At 38.0% G+C, this 23690-nt stretch carries 22 protein-coding genes; 13 read left to right on the top strand and 9 right to left on the bottom strand.

The window, feature by feature from the left end; translation table 11 throughout:
• The first annotated feature begins 73 nt into the window (after positions 1-73).
• Positions 74-1495 carry an alpha/beta hydrolase gene (locus BC008_RS06055; protein ID WP_058183341.1) on the top strand — a complete coding sequence of 474 codons (1422 nt, stop codon included), beginning with the start codon at positions 74-76 and terminating at the stop codon, positions 1493-1495.
• A 233-nt stretch (positions 1496-1728) separates the two neighbouring features.
• Here the strand turns inward: BC008_RS06055 and BC008_RS06050 are convergent, their stop codons facing one another.
• The 3 genes from BC008_RS06050 to BC008_RS06040 all read right to left on the bottom strand — a co-directional run bounded on the left by BC008_RS06050 (position 1729) and on the right by BC008_RS06040 (position 4034).
• Positions 1729-2079 (bottom strand): HdeA/HdeB family chaperone, encoded by a 351-nt coding sequence (locus tag BC008_RS06050; protein WP_058183340.1) that lies wholly within the window; start codon positions 2077-2079, stop codon positions 1729-1731.
• Positions 2080-2199: 120 nt separating this feature from the next.
• The gene (locus BC008_RS06045; RefSeq protein ID WP_027844526.1) at positions 2200-2553 is read right to left on the bottom strand and encodes a YMGG-like glycine zipper-containing protein; all 354 of its coding nucleotides are present in this window, start codon (positions 2551-2553) and stop codon (positions 2200-2202) included.
• A gap of 206 nt (positions 2554-2759) precedes the next feature.
• Positions 2760-4034 (bottom strand): HEAT repeat domain-containing protein, encoded by a 1275-nt coding sequence (locus BC008_RS06040; RefSeq protein ID WP_153009533.1) that lies wholly within the window; start codon positions 4032-4034, stop codon positions 2760-2762.
• 435 nt (positions 4035-4469) lie between these two features.
• Here BC008_RS06040 and BC008_RS06035 point away from each other — a divergent pair, with 435 nt between their 5' ends.
• From BC008_RS06035 to BC008_RS06015, 5 genes are all read left to right on the top strand, one after another.
• Positions 4470-6017: a ferredoxin--nitrite reductase gene (locus tag BC008_RS06035; RefSeq protein ID WP_027844528.1), complete on the top strand. Its 1548-nt coding sequence runs from the start codon at positions 4470-4472 to the stop codon at positions 6015-6017.
• A gap of 258 nt (positions 6018-6275) precedes the next feature.
• Positions 6276-7862, top strand: coding sequence for an MFS transporter (locus BC008_RS06030; protein WP_027844529.1), 1587 nt, complete (start codon positions 6276-6278; stop codon positions 7860-7862).
• A gap of 217 nt (positions 7863-8079) precedes the next feature.
• Positions 8080-10371: a molybdopterin oxidoreductase family protein gene (locus BC008_RS06025; protein ID WP_027844530.1), complete on the top strand. Its 2292-nt coding sequence runs from the start codon at positions 8080-8082 to the stop codon at positions 10369-10371.
• Between the two features lie 690 nt (positions 10372-11061).
• A complete protein-coding gene (locus tag BC008_RS06020; RefSeq protein WP_027846043.1) occupies positions 11062-11514 on the top strand; it encodes a nitrate reductase associated protein in 453 nt (150 codons plus the stop codon).
• 153 nt (positions 11515-11667) lie between these two features.
• Positions 11668-12276, top strand: coding sequence for a molybdenum cofactor guanylyltransferase (locus BC008_RS06015; RefSeq protein WP_036267926.1), 609 nt, complete (start codon positions 11668-11670; stop codon positions 12274-12276).
• A 96-nt stretch (positions 12277-12372) separates the two neighbouring features.
• On the opposite strand, the gene BC008_RS06010 is transcribed toward BC008_RS06015, so the two are convergent.
• The gene (locus BC008_RS06010; RefSeq protein ID WP_058183338.1) at positions 12373-12696 is read right to left on the bottom strand and encodes a hypothetical protein; all 324 of its coding nucleotides are present in this window, start codon (positions 12694-12696) and stop codon (positions 12373-12375) included.
• A gap of 453 nt (positions 12697-13149) precedes the next feature.
• Here BC008_RS06010 and BC008_RS45680 point away from each other — a divergent pair, with 453 nt between their 5' ends.
• Positions 13150-14001 carry a GUN4 domain-containing protein gene (locus BC008_RS45680; RefSeq protein WP_063800746.1) on the top strand — a complete coding sequence of 284 codons (852 nt, stop codon included), beginning with the start codon at positions 13150-13152 and terminating at the stop codon, positions 13999-14001.
• Between the two features lie 253 nt (positions 14002-14254).
• Here the strand turns inward: BC008_RS45680 and BC008_RS06000 are convergent, their stop codons facing one another.
• The gene (locus tag BC008_RS06000) at positions 14255-14878 is read right to left on the bottom strand and encodes a class I SAM-dependent methyltransferase (RefSeq protein WP_027846040.1); all 624 of its coding nucleotides are present in this window, start codon (positions 14876-14878) and stop codon (positions 14255-14257) included.
• Positions 14879-14972: 94 nt separating this feature from the next.
• Between BC008_RS06000 and hemH the strand changes: the two genes are divergently transcribed.
• On the top strand, positions 14973-16139 hold the full coding sequence (gene hemH, locus BC008_RS05995) for a ferrochelatase (protein WP_027846039.1): 1167 nt from the start codon (positions 14973-14975) through the stop codon (positions 16137-16139).
• Between the two features lie 133 nt (positions 16140-16272).
• On the opposite strand, the gene BC008_RS05990 is transcribed toward hemH, so the two are convergent.
• Complete coding sequence (locus BC008_RS05990) at positions 16273-16413, bottom strand: ribbon-helix-helix protein, CopG family (protein ID WP_036267929.1); 141 nt, start codon at positions 16411-16413, stop codon at positions 16273-16275.
• Positions 16414-16545: 132 nt separating this feature from the next.
• Between BC008_RS05990 and BC008_RS05985 the strand changes: the two genes are divergently transcribed.
• Positions 16546-16728 (top strand): plasmid partition protein ParG, encoded by a 183-nt coding sequence (locus BC008_RS05985; protein ID WP_027846038.1) that lies wholly within the window; start codon positions 16546-16548, stop codon positions 16726-16728.
• 554 nt (positions 16729-17282) lie between these two features.
• Here BC008_RS05985 and BC008_RS05980 read toward each other — a convergent pair.
• Both BC008_RS05980 and BC008_RS05975 read right to left on the bottom strand, forming a co-directional pair.
• Entirely contained in the window at positions 17283-17906 is a 624-nt protein-coding gene (locus BC008_RS05980; protein WP_027846037.1) for a class I SAM-dependent methyltransferase, read from the bottom strand.
• Between the two features lie 773 nt (positions 17907-18679).
• Complete coding sequence (locus BC008_RS05975) at positions 18680-19534, bottom strand: MerR family transcriptional regulator (protein WP_027846485.1); 855 nt, start codon at positions 19532-19534, stop codon at positions 18680-18682.
• Positions 19535-19754: 220 nt separating this feature from the next.
• On the opposite strand from BC008_RS05975, the gene BC008_RS05970 reads away from it, so the two are divergent.
• Entirely contained in the window at positions 19755-20036 is a 282-nt protein-coding gene (locus tag BC008_RS05970) for a hypothetical protein (RefSeq protein ID WP_036268509.1), read from the top strand.
• A gap of 327 nt (positions 20037-20363) precedes the next feature.
• Here BC008_RS05970 and BC008_RS05965 read toward each other — a convergent pair whose 3' ends face one another.
• Positions 20364-20837: a DUF2656 domain-containing protein gene (locus BC008_RS05965; RefSeq protein ID WP_027846486.1), complete on the bottom strand. Its 474-nt coding sequence runs from the start codon at positions 20835-20837 to the stop codon at positions 20364-20366.
• A 463-nt stretch (positions 20838-21300) separates the two neighbouring features.
• Between BC008_RS05965 and BC008_RS05960 the strand changes: the two genes are divergently transcribed.
• The 3 genes from BC008_RS05960 to BC008_RS05950 form a co-directional block, all read left to right on the top strand.
• Positions 21301-22110, top strand: coding sequence for a hypothetical protein (locus BC008_RS05960; RefSeq protein WP_058183337.1), 810 nt, complete (start codon positions 21301-21303; stop codon positions 22108-22110).
• A 144-nt stretch (positions 22111-22254) separates the two neighbouring features.
• Positions 22255-23289: a BMP family protein gene (locus BC008_RS05955; protein WP_027846488.1), complete on the top strand. Its 1035-nt coding sequence runs from the start codon at positions 22255-22257 to the stop codon at positions 23287-23289.
• A 111-nt stretch (positions 23290-23400) separates the two neighbouring features.
• A partial coding sequence (locus BC008_RS05950) for an IS630 transposase-related protein (protein WP_058183343.1) occupies positions 23401-23690 on the top strand: 290 nt, incomplete at its 3' end.

Genomic DNA, 23690 nt, shown 5'->3' with positions numbered 1-23690 from the left:
GCAAACAGTTAGCTCTCAAAAGAGTTAGCTGTTTACTGTTAACCGTTAATTCTTAAAGAAACTCTTAAATAAAATGGCATTCAAATTAAAATTTGGGAATTTTCTTGCTACATTCAATGAAAAATGTCCCAAGCTCAAGTTTTTTACTCGGATTCTGTCACTGAGTCTGTGCGTTAGTTTTTTTGTATTAGCTCCAGTAGAATCCGCATACGCTGCTAAAAGCGTAATTTTGGAATATGACACTAAGCGCACTGTGGTACCTTATAGGCAACTGGAGAAATTTTCCAAGACCGGTAAAACTTCCCAACAGTTAGAGAGATTTTTCCAAAATATTCCTCTCACTGGGAACGAAGTATCAACTTTACTGGCGGGCTCAATTCCCGATACCGGGGTAAAACTGAGTCAACAAGAGATTGAATTTCTTTTGCTCCAAGTAAATAAACTTGTGGGTGACCCATTAGGTAGAGAAGATAAAGGACTTGCTGGACCTTTAGCAAGAGCTTTATATGAGGCATATTTAGATAATGATATGTCATTTATAGAACTAGCTAAACGCTATCCTGAACGACAAGTAAGAGTTAACCTCAAAAACTTGAATGTAGTTCACCGTGATGTCAAGTTATTTATGGAGCGATTGGATACGTTTTTGACAGCATTTGGTCCATTGCGACAGGAATTAATTTGTAATTGCGATAATCCCACCACACGATCGCAAATAAAAGATTCTCAAACCCTACAACCTGTATCTGAAAGCTTTTCTGAAAACTTTGTTAATCAAAATAACAAACAATTGCAGATATACCCTGATAGTTGCTCCAAACAAAAGTCAGAGAATAACTTGATATTAGCTTCAGCAGTTGACCAATATCAGACAATCCCTAACATAGGAGTCAAGTCAGAAGCTCAAATATCACAAAATCCAATATCAGAAGATAAAAATCAATATAATTTGGCTCAAAACAGACCACAAACAGGAAAGAAAGTTGTCTTCGCTCTTGGTCTAATGCAAGAATCCCTTGATATTCGCGATTTGACAAGTTTTGCTCAAACTGGAGAAATTCCTAGAGGCTGGAATACATACTTTAGTCTTCTTCGATTAAAACCTGAAGATTTTCGCGATATCCTGACAACGGAATCGACAGTGAGTATGAAATTTCTCGACGGTATCTTAAACAACCTAATCGGTGAGTATATTTTATTTCAGGTGGGTCAAGTAATTCATACTCCTTCCAGACAGGCAAATATTCAAGCATTACGTTCTGCCTTAATATTATCTGCTGCAGATGATAACAAAATTTCGATTTTAGAATTTTTACAAAATTATCCCACACAAAGAGTCATCGTTGAAGGACTGAACTTGGTGAGAACTGCTAAGAATTTTCAAGATAAAGGGATTGTGAAAACATCTACAGCTCGTCTTGAAGATATTTTAGTGGAGTTACAAGAGTTTGGGGCTGAGAATGATTGTAATTGTGGTGATACTGCTGCTAAATAAAACATCAATGACATCGCTAATTTTAGGATATTTATAGAAACGCCATAGCACTAGTGGTCTGTCCCATTAAATATGACAGGTTGGTTTGTGTCAAAATCCCCATAGAGACTTACCAGAGACTATGACTACGTCACCTACAGATCCGCCGACGCTGAACCGAAGGCTTTGGTACGTCTCTACAACCAATCAAAACTAATGGGACAAACCACTAGCAATAAAGTAACAACTAACGATTAACGATTCTTTTCAAAAACTCCAAGCAATTTGCTGTTAGGACTATCAATACAGGAATTAACAATCTTATCTGTTACCTTCGTAAGTGCTGGAGCATCGATCGTCAGATTATTTTTTTTACCACTCATAAAACCATGCATGAAAATCATTAGGTTCGATCTTTCTTCACCATCAGTCAAAAGTAGTTGTCTGCAAGTGAGTGCTTTTAAATCGACAGAATCATCTTCATTTGCGTTTGGTGAGGATTGTGCCAGTTTATTTGTATTTGGCGAAGATTGTGCCTGAGCAGGTATACTGAGGTTACCAAAGGCAATTACCCCAAATAGAAGTATCCAGATAAATCTTTTCATGATTTTACCTATTCTAAATATATTCTCAAGAAAATTAATATTAATTACCTAACTGCTCGAAGTCAAAATTTGTATGACCCAATTATAACTACCGATAATTACAGGGAGGTATCCACTGACTTATCGTTCGAGGCGCATGCACCTATCATACTCGCGCCTGTAAATCCGTCTTCGTTTTTTGTCACGACCAATAGTACCACCAATCGCTCCAACAACTCCCCCGATTGCGGCTCCTCTTCCTACCTTACGCTTACCTGCAATCAAACCGATGACAGCACCAGCCGCAGCACCTCGAGCAGCACCTTTTAATGTACCGCCACGAGTTTTACGACGAGCACGATCGCGAGCCCGACTATCACAATAGTACTCCCTGTCAGATCGGGACTGAGCTATTGCAGGACTCTGTGCAAATAGGACCAAGCTAGGTAGAATTATGACACCCAAAGCTAAACCTACGCTCAATCTTTTCATCATTATTAATGTGAATGATTATACACTCCGAAAATCATAAAATGAATCATCACTGAGAAGCTGAAAAGATAATAATTCTTCAAATTTGACAAAAAATCTCTTCATTATTCATTTCCCAGACAAATTGTGCGTTTTTCAAAAATAGTGGTATCGAGATTAGCAATTCTTATGTGTAAATAACTCGTAAAAACTAGTACATAAACATTCAGTTAATTTTGGGGTATTTTTTTCAAAGATGCGATCGCATGTAATTTTACCCGAGAATCCTTATCTGAAGTGAGTGTTTGTAAAATACTGATAGCGCTAGGATTTCCTAACTCTCCTAAAGATACTGCAATTGCTTGTTTGATTGGAGATTGACTTACTAAATCTTGTTTTGAATTAAAAAAATCAATTAAAATCTGAGTTGCTTCAGAGCACTTCTCTGATGAATCTTGACGTCCTAAAACTGTAATAATTTCCTTACAGAGACTAGCCTGACTGGAGTAAAGAGCTTTTTCTAAATAAGCTAAAGACTGAGGTCGATTTCCCCAGTTTAAAACTCGAACAACTTCTTCTTGTAGCCAAGTAGGAGTAAGCGCAGACATCAAAACTAAAAATAATGCTTCAGTGGCTTGTTCATCTTCCATACGTCCCAAAGCTAAAACTGCTTGCTGACATACTTGGGGATCGAGGTCGTGAAGTAAAGGTTGAAGATAGCTGACAATATCAAAATCTGCTTTGAATTCACTACACATACCCAAAGCAACTACCGCTTCTTTACGAACTAATGCAGACACATCTTTTAATCCTGCAATAAATAGGGGAATAAGTTCTAGATTGTGAAAACTACCAAGTGCTTCCAGACTTGTGGCGCGGACTTCTGGATTTCCATCCGTAACTACACTTCTTAAGGGATCAATAATTTCTACACGGCGAATGATTGCTAGGGATTGAACTGCTAATAATCGCGCTTTTTCATCTTGAAGTAATTCACTTAATACTTTGATCGCAGGAGTACCAATATTTGCTAATGCTGTCGCCGCAATTGCACATAAATCTTCTTCTTCAGTATCCCTGAGGACCTTTGCTAAGGATATAATGACTGCAGGTTGATCGAATTTTCCTAAAATCCTAATTGCAAACCAACGACTTTCTAAATCTTCTCCTTCATTTTCGAGAATATTTAGTAGGCAAGGAACTACTCTATCACCGAATACAGGAAATATTTTTGCAACTTCCCAACGTTCCTGAAAATCTCCAAAGCGCAAAACTTGCAATGCGAAATCCAATATCTGTTCGAATTCTAGCTCATGCCCCAGGTTATCCTTGTTAGTTTGCCGATTACTACCTTTGTAACTCGACACAATTCGTTGCAAATATCGATTAACTAACGACCAATTTGCTTCCGTCGCGGCAGTATGTAAACTTTTTAAGGTTTCGTGCATATTATATCCAGGAATAATTCCTACCTCGATACTGCATTCCAAGTAATGATAAGCCAATCAAATTAATCGCTAAATTTACGATTTCTAAATTACAATCACCAAATTTACAGCATTTACTTGACGAGATATAACTAAATTTTTGATATTTGGTAATACAGTTTACAAATATAAAAAATCTTCCGTATATTTTAAGATTACAACATTTACATCTACCTTTTGGGACATTTTCTTTCAATAAAAATAAAAAACGGTAACTAAATACACAAAATCAAGACATGATAACCGGTTAAATAATTGAAATAAAGTAAAAATTAAAACTAAATAAAAATGTTGTAACAAGTATTTGTTTTATTTCAAAATATATCAATTTAACTTGATAAAGGTTGAGACATCAAGCAATTAGGTTGATACAAGAAATATTTCTGCTATTTAAATTATTTTTTGTAAGGGTTTTAATTGTAACATAAATAAAAATTTTTTAAGGAGTCACAAGTGCCTTCTACTAAACCAGAAAAAGCAGCAGCTACTCTCAACAAGTTTGAAAAAATCAAAGCTGAGAAAGATGGGCTTGCAGTTAAAGATGAACTAGAACATTTTGCCCAAATCGGTTGGGAGGCGATGGACAAAGGCGATCTGGAGCATCGTTTGAAGTGGGTAGGTATTTTCTACCGCCCTGTGACTCCTGGTAAATTTATGTTACGAATGCGAACACCAAACGGTATTCTTACGAGTTCGCAGTTAAAGAGCCTTGCAACAATCGTTCAGCGTTATGGTGCTGATGGTAGTGCTGATATAACTACAAGGCAAAATATTCAATTAAGGGGTATTCGTCTCGAAGATATACCAGATATTTTCCGTCGTCTCAAAGCTGTAGGGATGACATCTATGCAGTCTGGAATGGATAACGTACGGAATATAACTGGATCTCCAGTCGCTGGATTGGATGGGGACGAATTAATTGATACTCGCGATTTAGTTCAGCGAGTACAAGATATGATTACCAACAAAGGTGAAGGTAATTATGCATTTACCAATTTGCCACGTAAATTTAATATTGCAATAGAGGGGGGAAGAGATAACTCTGTCCATGCTGAAATTAATGACATAGCATTTGTTCCGGCTTATAAGGAAGGAAATTTAGGTTTTAACGTTTTGGTTGGTGGTTTCTTTTCCGCCAAGCGTTGCGCTGCGGCTGTACCTTTAGATGTGTGGGTTCCTCCCAATGAGGATGTTGTAGATCTATGTTGGGCAATATTAAGTGTTTACCGCGATCTCGGCTTGCGCGCTAACCGACAAAAATCACGATTGATGTGGTTAATTGATGAGTTGGGGATCGAAAAGTTTCGAGAAACAGTTGAGGAGAAAATGGCTCGTTCTCTCGCTACCGCTGCAGAAAAAGATGAAATTGATTGGGAAAAGCGTGATTGTATCGGCGTGTTCGTGCAAAAGCAACCTAACTTGAACTATGCTGGTTTACACATTCCTGTGGGAAGACTCGACGCTCAAAGTATGTTTGACTTGGCGCGTCTGGCGGAGGTTTATGGTAGCGGAGAAATTCGTTTGACAGTAGAACAGAATGCTATTATTCCCAACATTTCTCAAGAGAACCTGGATCTTTTCCTCAGCGAACCACTGCTGCAAAAGTTTACTATCAATCCCAAACCTTTGGAAAGAAAATTAGTATCCTGCACCGGGGCACAGTTTTGTAAATTTGCCTTGGTTGAGACCAAAAGCCGAGCTTTAGCTATCGCTAAAGAATTAGATAGAGAATTAGACATACCTGAAGATGTGAGAATTCACTGGACTGGTTGTCCTAATTCCTGCGGTCAACCCCAGGTAGCAGATATTGGTCTGATGGGAACCAAAGTCCGTAAAGACGGGAAAACCGTTGAAGGGGTAGACCTATATATGGGGGGTAAAGTAGGTAAAGATGCTCGTTTAGGAACTTGCGTCCAAAAAGGTATCCCCTGCGAAGATTTACTACCAGTATTACGAAATATCTTGACAAAGGATTTTGGTGCTCAACCAAAACAGAATTAGTCTTCTCAAGTTTAAGAGTCTCGAATTTAAGAAAATCAAATTTAATCTTCCTAGATTTGGTCTTCTTAAATCTAATCTTCCAGAGGGCTTAACTACTACGGGTGCTTATATTTACCATTTTTACTAGAAATTTTTCTCATAAATTCAAAAGCTCAAAAACTCAGAAAGCCAGTTTTCTCTCAATATTCAGTGTAGATTCACTTGCGTTTGGTTTTTTTTTAACAGCGTTGTTTTAGCTAGAGAAATACAAAAATAGAGATGCTTACAGAACTTTTATCTTTCCGTGGCAGGTATAAAATCCTGCACATGACTTGGTTTGCCTTTTTTCTCTCGTTCTTTGTTTGGTTTAACCTTGCACCCTTAGCAACACAGGTAAAAGCAGACTTTGGTTTAGAAGTTAGTCAGATTAGAACCTTAGCTATTTGTAACGTTGCTTTGACAGTTCCAGCCCGAATTATCATCGGGATGTTATTGGATAGATTCGGTCCGAGAATTACCTACTCCCTATTGCTAATTTATGCAGCAATTCCTTGTATTACTTTTGCTAGCGCCCAAAACTTTACCCAGTTAGTAATTAGCCGTTTAGCATTAAGTATTGTAGGTGCGGGTTTTGTAATTGGTATCCGCATGGTTGCAGAATGGTTTCCTCCAAAAGAGATTGGTTTAGCTGAGGGAATATACGGAGGTTGGGGTAATTTTGGTTCTGCAGGTGCCGCATTAACTTTACCTACAATTGGTGCGTGGTTAGCTTTTGGAGCTCTTAACCCACAAACAGGAGAGGCTTTACTTAACTGGCGGTTATGTATTGCGGGAAGTGGTGTAGTTGCAGCCCTCTACGGTATTCTTTATTTCTTTAATGTCCAAGATCATCCTCCTGGAAAAGTTTACCAAAAACCCAAAAGCGCCCGAGGTTTAGAAGTTACCAGTGTTGGTGATTTCTGGTTCTTGATGTTAATGAACCTACCCTTATCAGGAATTTTGGGAGTTCTTGCTTGGCGCTTGAAAAAGGTTGGTTTATACGGTGATAATACTCTCTACCTTGTCTGGGCTGGACTAGCTGCCTTATATTTGTTCCAAGCTTATAACTGTTTGGTTGTTAACAAAGACTTGCTCTCGGGTAGGAAAAAATATCCCCCCAAAGACCGTTATAGTTTTTCTCAAGTGGCAATTCTCGAGTTAACTTATGTTGTGAACTTTGGTTCGGAATTAGCTGTAGTTTCTATGCTCCCAGCATTTTATGAGGGAACATTTGCTTTAAACAAGGCTTTGGCGGGAATGATTGCTGCTAGCTATGCATTCATGAACTTAGCGTCTCGTCCTGGTGGCGGTTTTATTTCTGACAGGTTGGGTAGCCGCAAAAATACTATGGCTATCCTAACGGCTGGGATGGGTATAGGTTATTTAATGATGGGAGGAGTTAATGATGGTTGGTGGTTACCACTAGCTATTTTGCTGACCATGGCTTGTTCCTTCTTTGTGCAAGCTGGAGAAGGTTCTACTTTTGCTATTGTTCCATTGGTCAAGCGTCGGGTTACTGGGCAAATAGCTGGTAATGTTGGTGCTTATGGTAACGTTGGTGCCGTGGCTTATCTAACTATCTTTAGCTTATTACCGGAATGGTTGAGCGGTGGTGGTGAGCAAACCGCAGCAGTTATTGCTCAGTCCAATACGGTCTTTTTTCAAATGATGGGAGTTGCAGCTCTAATAGTTGCTTTCATGTGCTGGTTCTTACTCAAAGAACCCAAAGGCTCTTTTGCTGAACACCATGAAGGTGAAGAAGATGAGTCTGGTTTAAATCAAGGATCTGAAATTCCCGTAGGCATGAACCCCAACGATATTATCTAAATCGCAGTCAGTAGACCCGGTTATTTCAATAGCCGGGTTTATTGCAGATAAATATTTTGATATTGCCTTTCGATAAAAGCATATAGTTGAGAATCATTCTACATTTTCTGATATAAAAAATAACATAATAGCATTTAATACATTAAGGCAAAAATAACTAAGCACATAAATAATCGCAAGTTAATACAAATCTTTAATATCAAAGATAATTGACATTATGTCCGAGTCTATTAAAACCGTTTGTCCTTACTGTGGTGTTGGCTGTGGTTTAACAGTTTCTCCTCCTGCTGGAACAGGTCGTTCGACCCATAGAGATGGTGAAGGGAACCCAATTTGGAAAACAATCGGAGATAAAAGCCATCCTTCTAGTCAGGGGATGGTTTGTGTTAAGGGTGCAACTATTACCGAATCTATAGATAAAAGTCGTCTCAAATACCCAATGATCAGGGATTCTTTATCAGAACCTTTTCGTAGGGTAAGCTGGGATGAAGCATTTAATAAAATTGTTGATCGCATTCAGTTCGTACGTCAAAACTATGGTGCGGATGGAATCTGCATGTATGGTTCCGGTCAGTTCCAAACTGAGGATTACTACATTGCTCAAAAACTCCTTAAAGGCTGTCTTGGAATAAATAATTTTGATGCAAATTCCCGTCTGTGCATGTCTTCAGCTGTTGCGGGATATATGCAAAGTTTTGGTTCTGATGGACCACCCTGTTGCTATGAAGATTTAGAATTAACTGATTGTGCTTTTTTAATTGGTACTAACACCGCTGAATGTCATCCAATTGTTTTTAACCGCTTGCGGAAGTATCACAAAAAGCATCAGCATGTGAAAATGATTGTGGTCGATCCCCGATGTACAAAAACAGCCGAAGTTGCAGATTTACATTTAGCAATCAAACCCGGTACAGATATCGATCTACTCAATGGTATTGCCCATTTATTGATGCGATGGAATGCGATCGATACCTTATTCATGGATGAGTGTACCAAAGGTTTTCCTGCCTACGCAGAAGTTATTCGCCACTATCCACCGGAAACAGTTGCTCGTCGATGTGGGATCCGAATCGATCATCTTGAACAAGCTGCTCGTTATTGGGCTGATTCGGAGCGAGTATTATCTTTATGGTCTATGGGAATGAATCAATCTTCCGAGGGGACAGCAAAGGTAAGAACTTTAATTAACTTGCATTTAATGACTGGAAATGTTGGTAAACCCGGTACCGGACCTTTTTCTTTAACCGGTCAACCAAACGCCATGGGAGGAAGGGAAGCTGGCGGTTTGGCTCATATTCTTCCTGGATACCGAACGGTAAAAAATCCCCAACACCGAGCAGAAATCGAGCAATTTTGGGGATTAAATCCAGGACAAATTTCCCCGATTCCCGGTCGAGATGCTTGGAACCAAATAGTTGGTTTGGAAACGGGTGAAGTTGGTTTGTTATGGATTGCTGCAACAAATCCTGCTGTTAGTATGCCAGATCTAGTAAGAACCAAAGCAGCTTTATTAAAATCTCCCTTCACGGTTTATCAAGACGCCTATTATCCCACAGAAACTTCCGCATACGCCCATATTCTCCTACCTGCTGCTCAGTGGGGTGAAAAAACTGGCACTATGACCAACTCAGAACGAGTAGTGACTTTTTGTCCCCAGTTTCGGTCCCCTCCAGGGGAAGCTCGTCCAGATTGGGAAATATTTGCCGAAGTAGGACGTCGTCTCGGTTTTACCAGAGAATTTAACTTTGCTAATGCTACTGCAGTTCACACCGAGTTTACACAGATAACTCGTGGGCGTTTATGTGACATGACCGGAATCAGTCATGAAAAATTGGCCGAATTTGGTCCAATACAATGGCCTTGCCCAGATACTGCTTTGCTACAAGAAGATGAGTCTACATCCAGAATGGGAATCTTCTCATTTCTCTTCAGTCATCGAGATAAAGATAAAAATATCACACATATAGGAAAACGTCTATATACAAACCTACGTTTTAAGACTAATGATGGAAGGGCTATTTTCGCAGCTTATCACTCTAAAGGCTTGGCCGAACCACCAAATAACGAGTATCCTTTCGTGCTTACAGTTGGGCGTCTTTACGGTCATTGGCATACCCAAACCCGCACGGGAAGGATAGAGAAAATAGTTAAGATGCATCCCCATCCTTTTATGGAAATTCATCCCCGCGATGCTGCCAAATTAAAAATTGCAGAAGGAGATTTAGTTGAATTGCGATCGCGTCGAGGAAAAGCTCGTTTTCCAGCAAAAATAACTAAAGCAATTGCTCCTCACACTGTTTTTGTCCCCATGCACTGGGGTGCTTTATGGTCTAATGATGCTGAAGCTAACCTGCTGACCCACCATGAGGCTTGTCCGACCTCTTTGCAGCCTGAGTTAAAAGCTTGCGCCGTCCAAATCTTAGCCGTTAGCGCTCTCCCAGAGGAGACCACAGAGTTGCCTCACCAGGAACTATTACAGTCTTCTGAGTTGATGAAGATGTCAAACTAAAGCCATAAACAATCGGGATTAAAGCCAATACGAAAGAAGTCAAAACGACCCCAACAACTACTTGGGTGGAAGATTGTTTGTATTGGCTAACCGAGACTTCTCTCGACACCAAATCAAAATTATTAGAGTGATTTAAGTCGTTAGTTTTCATGGCAACAAACTTTGCCCAAGCAAAGAATTCAATGATTTGATTATAAAAAAATTACGAAAAAAGTAATTAAATATACTAATTTTTTTAATAAAAAGTAACCGATGTAACAGAATATTCTAGAAAAATAACGATTACGCAAATCAGCTGATTGCGACTGTGTTTTAGTAGTTACAATGCTGCATATCTAAGAATTTGTTTCCTCAGAGGATGGAGAAACTCAGGAAATGATTCATACCACGGGTACAAGTTGTGATAGTTTGCTTGTAGTCATGATTCTTTTTGGAGTCAAAAAACATGCAAATATACGCCTTTTAAATCTGACGATACATTGATGTCTATTAATCCTATATAGCGGTGCATTACGGCGTAATGATAGCAATGACCGAAGAAAAGACATTATCTTGCGCGCCTAACACAGATTACATAGGTTTTTTATTTTTATTTATTTTATTTTTATTTACTAAGAGCAATCTTGGATTACCCATTACCAATTACCAATTACCAATTACCAATTATCAATTACCCATTACCAATTACCAATGACCTTTTTCCAATTTGAAGCAGACTTTGTTGATACACTGCGTTGTATACCCATGCAGGTACGTTTAAAGCTTGATACTTGCGGTGTTAAACTCAAGCTATCTCACTGGCATCAACTTGATGATTACGAACGTAAAACTTTAGTAGAAATGCCTTGTAACACTACTCAAGAAAGTCAAGGTTACAGCGAATATTTGCAAGGCTTAATTGTAGAAAAAACAGGTCACAAAGCAGGGGAGCTAGAGATAGATCCTCATCCTGCTTGGACGAATGACCAAGAAATTCCCCCCACAACTGAAAATAAAGCGGCTGAATGTGGTGTAACTATTGGTGTTGAGCAGTGGAAAAATTTGACACCACTACAACGCTTTGCTTTAATTAAGCTGAGTCGTCCCAGTCATGAAAATAAGAATTTTTATCCCGCCCTAAAGGAATTCGGTTTAATCAATTAACAGTTAATGCGCTAGAGCGCACACTTTGCTAACAGTTTATGGCTAGCGCCACGCCCTTACGGGCTATAGTTAACAGTTGTCAGTCTGTAAGTTTTTTTTGCTTGTTGCTTTCCTAAACTTCTTCAGTCGTGCTTTTTAGTTGAAATAATTATTATGGCAGCTACATTCCACAAAGTTACAAATTTAGCTGCACTGATTTTAGCTGGCGGTCAAAGTTTCCGTATGGGTGAGGATAAAGCATTAATCAGCTACAATGACGTACCGATATTGCAACACGTTTATCAAGTCGCTGCAGCTTGTACTGAAAATGTCTATGTTTTAAGCCCTTGGAATGAACGCTATCAGCAAATTTTACCGCCCGAGTGCAAATATCTGATCGAATCCCAACCTGGAAGGGGACCTTTATTTGGTTTTGCGGAAGGTTTAAGTCAAATTCCTAATGATTGGATTTTATTGTTAGCTTGCGACTTACCTTTACTCAAGGTAGAAATTTTGCAAGGTTGGATAAATCAACTTTCAGAACTACCACTATCAATAGATGCTTTAGTACCTCAGCGCTCAGACATTTGGGAACCGATGTGTGCTTTTTATCGCCGAGAGGTGCTCGCGGAATTACAAGGTTTTTTACAAACAGGTGGGCGATCGTTTCAAAAATGGTTTTCTCATATTTGCGTACAACCTTTACCTGTCGATACACAAACCAATTTAATGCTATATAACTGCAATACTCCCTTGGATTTAGAAGAAATTACAAATAAGTAGCGACTCAATTCGTCCAAATCCTGAGGGAGTAAATATTTATTATTTAAACTTAATCAAAAACAATAACTACGAATAATCTAATATATTGTCTTTCACTCAGCTTATTTCTTCTAAGCGTTTTGAACAGGATTTAATCATTTGAACTAAAACATGTTTTTCATTTACAGAACCAATTAGCTGTTCAATTTCATTCTGAGTTTGTTTGATGTATTTAAGCGATCGCTCTGGATTCGATTTTTGAGATTTGAGATGACTTTGGTTTGCAGAAAGGATTTCGTTAAATGCTGCATCCAGCGCCCAATCTAGGGGTTTATCCATCTCTGAACTACAATTGCAATATGCGATCGCACGTTCTAGATGCATTTTTGCAGTGTGACAATGTTTCCGGGTTTGGCTATATAAATCTACTTTAGTGCTCATGAATATGAAAGTAATTGAAAACTGTAATTGAAAACTAATACTACATACAAGAAATCAAAGCTAACCGTATAGTATGGCCTGAGTACGCATCATAATCAAAATCAAAGTCAAAATCATATTGTGATAAGCCAAAGCATGCGCTAAGCGAACACAAATTTTTAGCAATGACCTTCGGTTTAGCTTCACCCCATAGCTAAAATATGTTGGAAAAACTTATTTAGAGTAACGCGTACTAGCAGCTTGTATTGTGGGTTAGTATCACACGAATAATAGAAAAAATAAAAGAAAAATTGATTCGATATAAGAATCTTGATTTATTTTTGATAGATCCAAAGGATGTTTTACATCCTCCTGAAATTTATAGAAAAATAATTATACTAGGATAATTACGTACAATATTTTGTACCACTAATATAAATTTCCTAAATATTTCCCATACTACGTTCAAAAACTATGCAGCTCAATGGTGGACAGCGTAAAAGTTTTCACAAATCGCTTTTAAGTGCATTTCCTTCCACATCGCAACTCAGACAGATGCTTAGCTTTGAGTTAAATAAAAATCTGGATGCGATCGCGACAGGAGAAAATCATTCAGACATAGTATTTGAGTTAATTAGATGGGCTGAAACGAAAGGAAAAGTACAAGATTTATTGCATGCTGCACGTTTTTCCAATCCTGGAAATTTAGAGTTACAAATTTTTGAGGAAAAAATTTGCAGTAAACCTAACTCACATTCTCGTACACTGGTATCTGTGAATAGTCTAGATTGGGGAATTAGTCAGCAAAAGCCATATTTAAAAAATTCAAACCAACTGAAAATAGAAGAAGATGACCTCAGTTCTGATCGAGGAATTAATTACAAACGACTACAGGATTTACTGAAAGCTGGAAAGTGGAAAGAAGCCGATCAAGAAACTCTTAAAGTGATGCTGAAAGCTGCTGACAGAGAAAAAGAATTTTGGTTAGATAGCGACTCGATCGAAAACTTTCCTGGAACAGATTTACGTAGCATCGATCAGCTTTGGGTAAAATATAGTTATGGACACTTTGGATTCAGTGTGCAAAAGCGGATTTGGGAAGAGGTTGGAAGAAACTACAAAAATTTAGGTGTTAGTGTAGGTTGGCGTCGAGGAATGTGGCTAGACAAAAAATGGCTTAATTACAACGAAAGCACATTCTTGCAAAATTCACCTCAGGCTTATCTACCGTTAGGTATATGGATGGGTAGGGGCTGGGAATTATGGGATGGGTGGTTTGATTCTTGCAAAAATGGGTTATTTCTTCTTTCACGCCAAGACTTGTAATAGAAATGTCAACTTTTACAGTTATATTACGGCCCCTTAGATACCCCAAAATTAGGTGGAGAATTTTAAGATTTTTATTATCTCAGATATGATTGCTGCTGCGCAAGACCTACAGCATGCGAGACTAGCAACGCACTTACACTTTATTTTTTATTACGCACTAACTGCGCAAAAATAAGCTTTTGGGATTACTTCCTAACGTCGTAATGACGTAAATCGATGCACATGCGTAAGTCCTGCTGATTTTGTTAAATCACTTTCTCGCTTGAATTACTTGCAAACTACCACCCGCATATAACTTCGGCTCTTCAACCTTGAATCCCACATTTCTAAGCAACTCAGGTAAATCGCTTTTTAACAACTTCCAAGCCGTTTCTGTTTCAAATAACCAAAAGAACACCCATAAACCGGGTACAAATAAGGGATTTGTCGGTTGATGAAAATCTACAACAGCAAATACACCTCCTGGTTGCAATATACGATATACTTCCTTGAGAATCTTTTGCAATTGTTCCGGCTGCATTTCGTGTAATGCTGCACTTGTGTGGACAAGATCGAATTTATTTTCGGCAAAAGGTATATTTTCTGCAAATGCTTCCACATAATTCGCTTGAGGAACATTTTCTTTTGCTCGTTGCAGGGAAAGAGGAGAAGCGTCTAATCCAGTCACATTTCTTGATATTTTAGTTAAGATTTGTGTGGCTTGACCGCTTCCACAGCATAAATCTAAAATTCTGCTATCTGAGTTAATTGTTAAGCCTTGCAAAGCTAGTTGACGAAACTTATTTTCTCCGCCAACACTCAAGGCTGCGATGCGGGAGATCCCATCATATAACCATTGGTAACGATAGCTTAATGTTCTTAAAAATGTAGCCACTGGTGCTTACCTTTCTGTTAACTTATATCTTTAATAAAGATATATTGTTAACATTAGTAAAAAAGCTGAAAAAATTTGGGGGATAAAAACTGCCATGGGTCGTGTAGGCGTATTATTACTAAACCTCGGTGGGCCAGATAAATTAGAAGATGTCGGGCCATTTTTGTACAATTTATTCTCCGATCCGGAGATTATCCGCCTACCGTTTCGGTGGTTGCAGAAACCCCTAGCTTGGTTTATCGCCACTCGACGAACTAAAACATCTCAGGAAAACTATCGTAAGATTGGTGGAGGTTCACCTCTACGTCAAATTACAGAAGCTCAAGGAGAAGCCCTTAGGGAGCAATTACAAGGCTCAGGGCTAGATGCTGAAATTTATATTGCTATGCGTTACTGGCATCCTTTTACAGAGGAAGCGATGGCCAGATTAATCGACGATGGTATTGAGCGTGTGGTAATTTTACCTCTTTATCCCCAGTTTTCAATCAGCACCAGCGGTTCTAGCTTCCGGCTTCTCGAGAAAATTTGGCAAGAAAATCCGAAACTTCAAGAAGTTGAATACACTGTTATTCCATCTTGGTATAAGGAGAAGGGCTATTTGGAAGCAATGGCTGAATTGATCGCTCAAGAACTCGATCAGTTACCCAATCCCGATAATGCTCATATTTTCTTTAGCGCCCATGGCGTTCCCAAAAGCTATGTAGAAGAAGCTGGGGACCCCTATCAACAAGAAATTGAGGAGTGCACTTATTTGATCATGCAAACCCTCAATCGGGCGAATGAATATACATTAGCTTATCAAAGTCGGGTAGGTCCTGTTGAATGGTTGCAACCTTATACCGAAGATGCAATTGAGGAGCTTGGGGAAAAGGGAATTAAAGATTTGGTGGTGGTACCAATTAGCTTCGTCTCGGAACATATTGAGACATTGGAAGAAATTGATATTGAGTACCGAGAAATCGCCGAAGATTGTGGAATTAGTAATTTCCGTCGCGTACCAGCCCTAAATACTCATCCAGTATTTGTGAAGGCGTTAGCAGATTTAACTGTTGATGCTTTGGAAAATCCCAGTCTGACCTTAGCACAAGTCAACCAGATGAAGAAAAAGGTCAAAATTTATCCCCCAGAGCGTTGGGAGTGGGGTATCACCACTTCTGCTGAGGTGTGGAATGGTCGGATTGCAATGATTGGTTTCATTGGTTTACTGATTGAACTTCTTACTGGTCACGGACTATTACATGCGATCGGGATTTTACAATAGGTCATTTGGGGAATTCCAAAAAAATATACAGCAGTAATTTAAAGGGCGCACCTCAAAAACGTGCGCCCTTACAGATCGTAAATTATCAGTTAATTTATCAAAAGCAGTTAACTTATCAAAAGTAGTTAACTTGTCAAAGCTTATCTCTAATCAGTTGACGCAGCACATCAGTCATTGGTCTTCCTGTCGCTGCACAATAATTTTCCAGCTTCCTGGCTTCCTGTGCTGCCAAATTTACAGTTAGTCGTTTGGCAACCCACTTCTTGTTAAACATTACACTAACCAAATCAAAACACTGCAAAATTATCATAAGTGCTTAATGCCGTATATGAGTAAATACTTTTATTTGTAGCGCCGTATACGTGTTATGGGATAATGTCTCGGATGAGATTTTACTTAAAAGGAGATGCCAGAAAACCCACAACTCAAGGATTTACGCGTTTATTTAGATGCCGACATCCACATGCGTCTTAAAATACTTTGTGTCAAAAAGAACCGTTCGATGAGTTCAGTCGTTGCTGAACTCGTCGAACAATGGATCGAAGAGACGGAGGAATTAGAAAGACAAAAGCGTCCTCCCAGAAGCTGAAAGGACGGCGAATAGAAAGATAATCTTTCCTGTATTTTAGATACAAATCCCCAGGTACTTGCTATTTGGGGATCGAATATACTTAAAAAACATATTAATAAGTAGGTGAGATATCTGACTCAGTGCTGAGTTTTCTTGCCAATACCCACCATAGTTGGTCAGTGACGGAAAATGTAAAGACTGTGTACTGCTTAGACTTTAGTTAAAGCTCTGGCTTTTGGCTTTTAGCTTAAACGGTAGAATTGCACCACAACTATTTTTTTGTTATTATTATTAGTTACGGCTATCAAAACGTATATGTATATTACATAGCAATAGCCAAAAAAATCCCGAGCCAGGGAAGCTCGGGAGTCACTTGTCTGAACTGAGATATGCTTTTAGCTTAGCGCAAAGGCTAGGCAATTTAACTTCAAAATGAAAATACTCTAAATCCAAATTCAAGTAAGGGTTTGGGGTATTTTTATTTATCGAAAATCCTCTCAGCAATGAAAAACATCATGAAGTAAAAAATTCTGATAGTGGTACGTGCAAGTAAAAATAATCCTACTCAGCCATTAATTAATCTTCTTTCCTATAATAAATACAGCTTTGTCTTTACTAGGTTGCCAATTATAGTTAATTGCAAAACCGTTATCGGTCAAACTTTCTTCTAATTCTTGTACCGTAAAAACCTTGACCAATGGCATCAAACCCAAAAATTTTCCAATTGGCGCGATAAACTTAAACGCATTCATAGTATCCCCAAGACATGTGGTGCTAGTGACGAAAAATCCACCTGGTTTGAGTATTTTATAAACCTTGGCGATGACCTGTTCTTTATTTTCCAGTAAGTGCAAAATGCTAAGCCCTAACACTACATCGAAGGTTCCATCAGGTACACTTAATTCATCAATACCCAATTGTTCAAACGTGATATTCGTGATGTTTTGCGCTTCAGCTTTACCTCGAGCAATTTCAATCATTTTTGATGAGATATCTATTGCGCGAATATGTTTAACATAAGGTGCGTGGATGATGGCGGTGGATCCTGTACCACAGCCAAACTCTAACACCTCCATATTTGGCTGAAGGTATTCCTGGGTGACCTGTAATTTCTTCTGGTAAGCTGCTTCATCAGCAATGGGTTGTTCCGAATAACGTTGTGCAATTTTGTCCCAAAATTTAGCTGAACGGTTCATTGTAATCTCCTATTATTTAATTGATCGACTAATTCATTTCTTTGAATATCTATTTATAGACATGATGTTAAAATCGCCACTTCTATTAATTTGGTGTGATTTTTTTGCTGTGATTGTCTTTGATTGTCTTGGATTCGATAATGTTAAAGGTTGTGTTTAAAGATTTAATCGATTGATACTTTCGGTTTATGCCATTTCCAGGCACACCAAACAATTAGTGATAGAGACAAAACTTCTATAGTTGCAAAAAATATATCATCCATATCCTTGGTATCAGTGATATCATGTCCGGTAAAACACTTGTAATAAGGTTAGTAGTAGCGCTTTAGCGCGATAGACAAATATTGGCGCTAAAGCGCTACTACAAACATATTTTTTCATAAGTAATTAAGCGGACATAATATGAGTATGTCAAAAACGTAATACCTATTGCACCTATGATGATGTTTGCCCAGCGATTTAAGTTATATTTCAATACCTGAGACAAGAGAAGCATGGAAATTGGGAATCTCTATCATCAATCCCCCTAGCAATAATCCTTCCTCAGTTACTCGATTACCATTTACGATTCCTGTCATCATTTCCTCTAGAAGTCCTGGTCGTGAATATCCCGAAAAATAATGTTAAAGAGTACAAATATCCGTAATGTTGAAAGCAAAGCTTTTATATCCGTTCCAACGCTTTGTTTGTTTTGGTAAAACATTCTTATACTCCTGTCTTTTAAAGATATAGCTCAATTTCATTAGATTGCTGTTAGTATTTCTGTGCTATAGCTAGTTGATTGATAACAAGTCCAGTTCGACACTACGCTTGCGGACGGGAAACTGAATTTCTGTAACGAAGTCCGAATCACCTGGTTGTTTAGGTAGTTCTAAAAAGACCAATCGCACAGGACCAGCGAAGGTATACTGATTGGCTTCGACCCATTCACCGATAGCGTTGTACCCCAGCAGTTTTGCACAAGAGGCTGTAGGGGGAATGAAAGTAGCCATGGTTTCTTCTGGAAGCGATCGCTCTGCAAGGGTCATACCATCATAGGTAGTAAGGGGAGCATGGGAGGTTGTTTTGAGCAAGCGTCCAAGTTCGATATCAGTGCGGTCGCTGCTTACTCCATCCTCGTGCAGGACAATTGTCAGATCTCCATAGGTGGAATCATTCTCCCTAGGAAGAGCATCCATAACAGACCAAAATAAATTATCTCCCGACTCAGAAGTTGATAAGGCTTTGCGTATCCCAATCAACTTTTGTTGGGGAACTTGTTTTACTACCACATCACGCACATAGGTCGCTCGATCTTTAATTTGCTTCAAGCGCGATTCAATTGTGCGAATACGTTTGAGTTCGTCTAATACTTGTTGCTCTAGCTCGGCTTTTTTCATCATTAACATACCCTGAATTTCTTCTAAGGAGATATCATCTTTGATGAATCGCCGGATTTGATCCAAGGACAAACCCAATTCTTTGAGTGCGAGAATACGATTGAGTGTGGGTAATTGGCTTGCGCTATAGTAACGATGACCACTCGCAGGCTCAACTTTGATGGGTTGAAACAACCCAATTTCATTGTAGTAACGTAGTAAACGCTTGGATACTTGAGCGATCCGAGAAAATTCCCCAATGCTGTACATGATGTTTTTGTTTGATTTTTTCTAAATATTCATCACCATAGGGGATGCCGTAACGTCAAGATCAAGTGAAGATGAAAAAAATGTAGTGTTATTTTTTCAAAGCTTCTACGGGAGGAGAAAAATAAGCAGTTTTACTCTCCCTAATAATAATTTTAGCTATTCTGTTTTAGATTTATTATTTAGGTAGGACAACCAGCGATATTCTGAGGAAATATGTAAAATGCTCAGAAATAAGTTTTTTTCTCCGGGATTTTTGATTTTATTTGCGCTGGGTATTAGCGGTTGCTCTTCCTGGAGAACCGGAATATCAAGGAACGTATCTGACTGGTCTAATCGGGATGCTACGGTCACTTGCTATTCAGGAGGTAAGATAATTTTCGAAGGCGAATCTGATGGTAAAGTGTTTTCCGAACCAAATTCTGATGGATATATTTTGTTTGACAAGAAAAATAATGGCAAATTAACAGAAGTGTCCGGAGATTGCATTATTAGATACAAATGATTTGCAGTCTAAGATAGATTTACTAGAAAGTTATATTTTTGAGGAATTATCGTATGCTTGAGAGAAAATAGGAAAAATATCATTTTGTTTAGCAAACTGTACGTAGAGAACGGTAAGATATCGGAAATATTGTGGGCTAAGTATAAGAATCATTACCAATAAAATCATCTAAACTCATCCCACTCATAATATTTTCGGATTAGTACAGATCTCGTAACTGGTAAAGGTATCGTTGACTTTACTCTTGATCCCCTAATCGACACGAATATATATCAATTTAAACTTCCAAGAACTAAGCTGCTAAAAATTAATTAAAATTCTAACAATTCAAACTTCTAATTCAACTTTGAAAATTTTTTCAGGAGGTTTAGAAGCAGTTTTAACTTCCCAGTCAATTTCTTGGAGAAAATGCTCTGCTGAAGCTGTTTCCACAACGTCTACTCCCCATTCTCCGGGTTGAAGGGAAGTTGGAGAAGTGCTGAGGGGAGGAGTTGTCTTCAGTCCTCCCAATGCCAAAATACTTAATGGAGAAGAGTTAGGCTTTTTCTGAGTTTGACGCTTTTTCCCCAAAGCTTCAGCACAAAGTTCCCCAACTTCATGGGGCGATCGCTGATGTGGGTCAAACAAAACTTCTACCATCCAATGGGGGTTACTAATCCCAGAACAGCTAATATCACTATAAAACTTGAGTCCATTAACAAATGTACTGACAAACTCTTCTCGACTAAGTTGGGGTATGACTTCATCCAAAATATCAAAGTTGTGGGATAGTAGCATGCGCCCTTTCTGAGTTCCTATCATTGCAATTAAAATCCTCTTATTTGGTAGATACTAAACTCATTACTTTACCTGAAGTCGATTTATTAATGGAAGTTTTGGACAGAATACTTCAATTTCCAAGTGAAAAATGACTATACGAAGTAATTAAAAATAGCAACTTGCACATATTTCAAAAGGTTATGAATTTACTTTTATCTATAGGACATAAAACTTTTACTATGTGTAAAATGGGACTTACCCTGTATCCTCATTTAGGTTTGGGGGTATTATCCCCTTATTCAACCTTAGGATGTAATGCTTTCGCGGCTAGCAGGTAGACGAGATCTCTTCTGAAATTATTAGTCTTATGACCAATCACCTGCACATCACAAAGTATACACCTACAACCGTTAGGCTATCTCGATCCAATCTTAGGAGCGCCTCTTCCCTTTTAATAATAGTACTGGCTGTTATCCAATCGATACCTTTGTTGTTTGGTGGTTTTATGTTTTTTTCCAAGCCTATAACAGTACAAGCAAAGCTTGAATGCGATCGCAGTTCTCGTCAAAAAATAATTTGCGAACTCAGCCAATTACAAACAAATTATTTTCGCTCTGATAAAAGTGCAGTAAAAATTGAAAACCTTAAAGAAGCAAAATTAACAGCTTCTCTAACTAACTTAGAAAATGAAAATGTCAAAAGTCATGGGATTATCCTCATCCACCAAAATTTAAGTACTCCATTTCTAACCAATGATGATGTAGGTTTTTCATTAAATGAGACAAGCAAAAAAATCAATAGAATTAACGCTTTTATTGGTGACATTACACAACAATCTTTAGAAGTCGAACTAAAAAAAGAACCAACATTACTCAGAATTATTGGTCTTTTTGCGATTCTGCTAGTTATGATTTCGCTAACATTATTGGTTGTTAATTTAAGTGTTTCTTCCTATATTTTATTTGATAAATCTACTGGCAGAACTACTATAATTAATCGTAGAATCGGCAAGGAACAGAAAATCACATATCCTCTATCTAGAGTTGAACATCTTATCGAAGACAAAATTTCCAAAGATCGAATCAAAAAAATTCAAAAATTGGAAGTATTACAACCAACTGATAAAATTCTTTCCAGAAGTCAGACAGGTAAACAAAAAATGGGTAAACCCTATTTCTATATTGTGAGCCTGAAATTGAAATCGGGTCAATGCCTATTTTTATATGATTCTCCTTACTCTTGTGCTTATGAAGTAAATTTCATTAATAAATTTATCAACAGTCCGCAGAGTGAATTAAGATTAAACGACGATTAAGATATTTAAAGAGCGACCATAGTAATTTTATTGAGTAGTAATTTTATTGATTTGAAAATTAAATTAATTGTAAATTATTAAATACAATCTTCACTTAATACGTTAAAGTCTAGATTTATCTAGGGTTTATAAATCCAGATCGAAATGTCTAAATATATCAACAGACGTCAATTTTTGATTTATGGTGGAACTGCAGTAGGTACAAGTTTACTACTTAAAGCTTGTAATGGAAATTCTCCCACTGCATCCAACACAAATAACGCATATAAAATTGCGATCGCCCTTCCTGGACCTATTACGGATAAGACTTGGAACGAATCAGGTTATAAAGGTATACAGTTAGCAAAACAAAAATTAGGTGCAGAAGTAACGCACTTAGAGAAAGTATCCCAACCAGATCAAACGGAAGTACTTTCTGATTTTGCTCGTCGTAATTATAACTTGGTGTTTGCTCACGGGGGACAATTTGATGCTGCGATTCAGCAGGTCGCACCACAATTTCCTCAGACTTTTTTTGTTGGAGTAAACGGCGCAGTTTCTGGAGCTAACTTTGGTTCACTACGCATAGAACATTTACAAGCAAGTTATCTTTGTGGAATTATTGCCGCATTGATGACCAAGAATAATAAGATAGCTTATATTGGCGGGCAAAAATTTGCTGCGACTCAAGAAGAATTCCGTGGATTAGAATTAGGAGCAAAATCCATTAAGCCAGAGATACAAGTTACTTCTACTTTTACTGGCGATTGGAATGACGTAGCAAAAGCAAAAGAAGCAACTTTAGCGTTAATTTCTACTGGTGCAGATGTTATATATCAATGGCTAGATAATGCTTCTGCGACTGTTTTAAAAACTGCTAATGAAAGGGGTATTTATGCTTTTGGTAATACCAACGATCAATTAGATATAGCTCCCAAAGCAGTTTTAACTAGCGCGGTGAAAAGAATAGATTTAGCAATTGCTTATTTAGCAGAACTTGGGAAACAAAATTTACTTAAAGGCGAAGTTTATAGAATTGGTTTAGAAAAAGCAGAAATTTTAACTTTAGGGAAGTTTAGTAATACAGTTCCAGCAAATATTAAAGAACAAGTACTGGATATAAAATCAGCAATTATTGCCAATAAAATCAGCTTTAAGGAATGTCAAGAAAAAGGCGAAGATACTATTTGTGTTAATTAGCCATAATTAAGTAACAAGTAATAAGTAACAAGTAACAAGTAACAAGTAATAAATAATACAGCAGATTGCAGGTAAATGAGGTACACTAGCTCTGGTGCGTCAACGAGTAAAATGAAAGCTTACTCCATAGACTTACGAGAAAAAATAGTACAAGCTTATGAGCAAGGTGATACCTCTGTTAGGAAAGTGGCTTCCAGGTTCGGTGTAGCCAAAAGTTTTGTACAAAAACTGCTCTTGATGAAGAAGAATGAAGGTCACGTAAAACCCAAACCACAAGGTGGGTTAATGAAGGGTGAGTTAGATGGATGTGAAGTTCAAATAGCTGCAATGGTTGAAAAATACCCAGATGCAACCTTACTGGAATATTGTGAATATTGGGGAATGAATTATAACCATTGGGT

Origin of the sequence: Mastigocoleus testarum BC008 (genome assembly GCF_001456025.1) — a bacterium.
In the GTDB taxonomy this organism is placed as follows: Bacteria; Cyanobacteriota; Cyanobacteriia; order Cyanobacteriales; family Nostocaceae; genus Mastigocoleus; species Mastigocoleus testarum.
Note: the sequence above shows the minus strand (reverse complement) of the source record. Positions and strands in the feature narration are given on the sequence as shown.

Coding starts and splice junctions, on each gene's coding strand:
- BC008_RS05955 (WP_027846488.1), top strand. CDS start 22,255: ATGTCTAAATATATCAACAGACGTCAATTTTTGATTTATGGTGGAACT.
- BC008_RS06050 (WP_058183340.1), bottom strand. CDS start 2,079: ATGAAAAGATTTATCTGGATACTTCTATTTGGGGTAATTGCCTTTGGT.
- BC008_RS06045 (WP_027844526.1), bottom strand. CDS start 2,553: ATGATGAAAAGATTGAGCGTAGGTTTAGCTTTGGGTGTCATAATTCTA.
- hemH (WP_027846039.1), top strand. CDS start 14,973: ATGGGTCGTGTAGGCGTATTATTACTAAACCTCGGTGGGCCAGATAAA.
- BC008_RS06015 (WP_036267926.1), top strand. CDS start 11,668: ATGGCAGCTACATTCCACAAAGTTACAAATTTAGCTGCACTGATTTTA.
- BC008_RS05970 (WP_036268509.1), top strand. CDS start 19,755: ATGCTCAGAAATAAGTTTTTTTCTCCGGGATTTTTGATTTTATTTGCG.
- BC008_RS45680 (WP_063800746.1), top strand. CDS start 13,150: ATGCAGCTCAATGGTGGACAGCGTAAAAGTTTTCACAAATCGCTTTTA.
- BC008_RS06030 (WP_027844529.1), top strand. CDS start 6,276: ATGCTTACAGAACTTTTATCTTTCCGTGGCAGGTATAAAATCCTGCAC.
- BC008_RS06020 (WP_027846043.1), top strand. CDS start 11,062: ATGACCTTTTTCCAATTTGAAGCAGACTTTGTTGATACACTGCGTTGT.
- BC008_RS05960 (WP_058183337.1), top strand. CDS start 21,301: ATGTTTTTTTCCAAGCCTATAACAGTACAAGCAAAGCTTGAATGCGAT.
- BC008_RS05980 (WP_027846037.1), bottom strand. CDS start 17,906: ATGAACCGTTCAGCTAAATTTTGGGACAAAATTGCACAACGTTATTCG.
- BC008_RS06025 (WP_027844530.1), top strand. CDS start 8,080: ATGTCCGAGTCTATTAAAACCGTTTGTCCTTACTGTGGTGTTGGCTGT.
- BC008_RS05965 (WP_027846486.1), bottom strand. CDS start 20,837: ATGATAGGAACTCAGAAAGGGCGCATGCTACTATCCCACAACTTTGAT.
- BC008_RS05990 (WP_036267929.1), bottom strand. CDS start 16,413: ATGTTTAACAAGAAGTGGGTTGCCAAACGACTAACTGTAAATTTGGCA.
- BC008_RS06010 (WP_058183338.1), bottom strand. CDS start 12,696: ATGAGCACTAAAGTAGATTTATATAGCCAAACCCGGAAACATTGTCAC.
- BC008_RS06055 (WP_058183341.1), top strand. CDS start 74: ATGGCATTCAAATTAAAATTTGGGAATTTTCTTGCTACATTCAATGAA.
- BC008_RS05985 (WP_027846038.1), top strand. CDS start 16,546: ATGCCAGAAAACCCACAACTCAAGGATTTACGCGTTTATTTAGATGCC.
- BC008_RS05975 (WP_027846485.1), bottom strand. CDS start 19,534: ATGTACAGCATTGGGGAATTTTCTCGGATCGCTCAAGTATCCAAGCGT.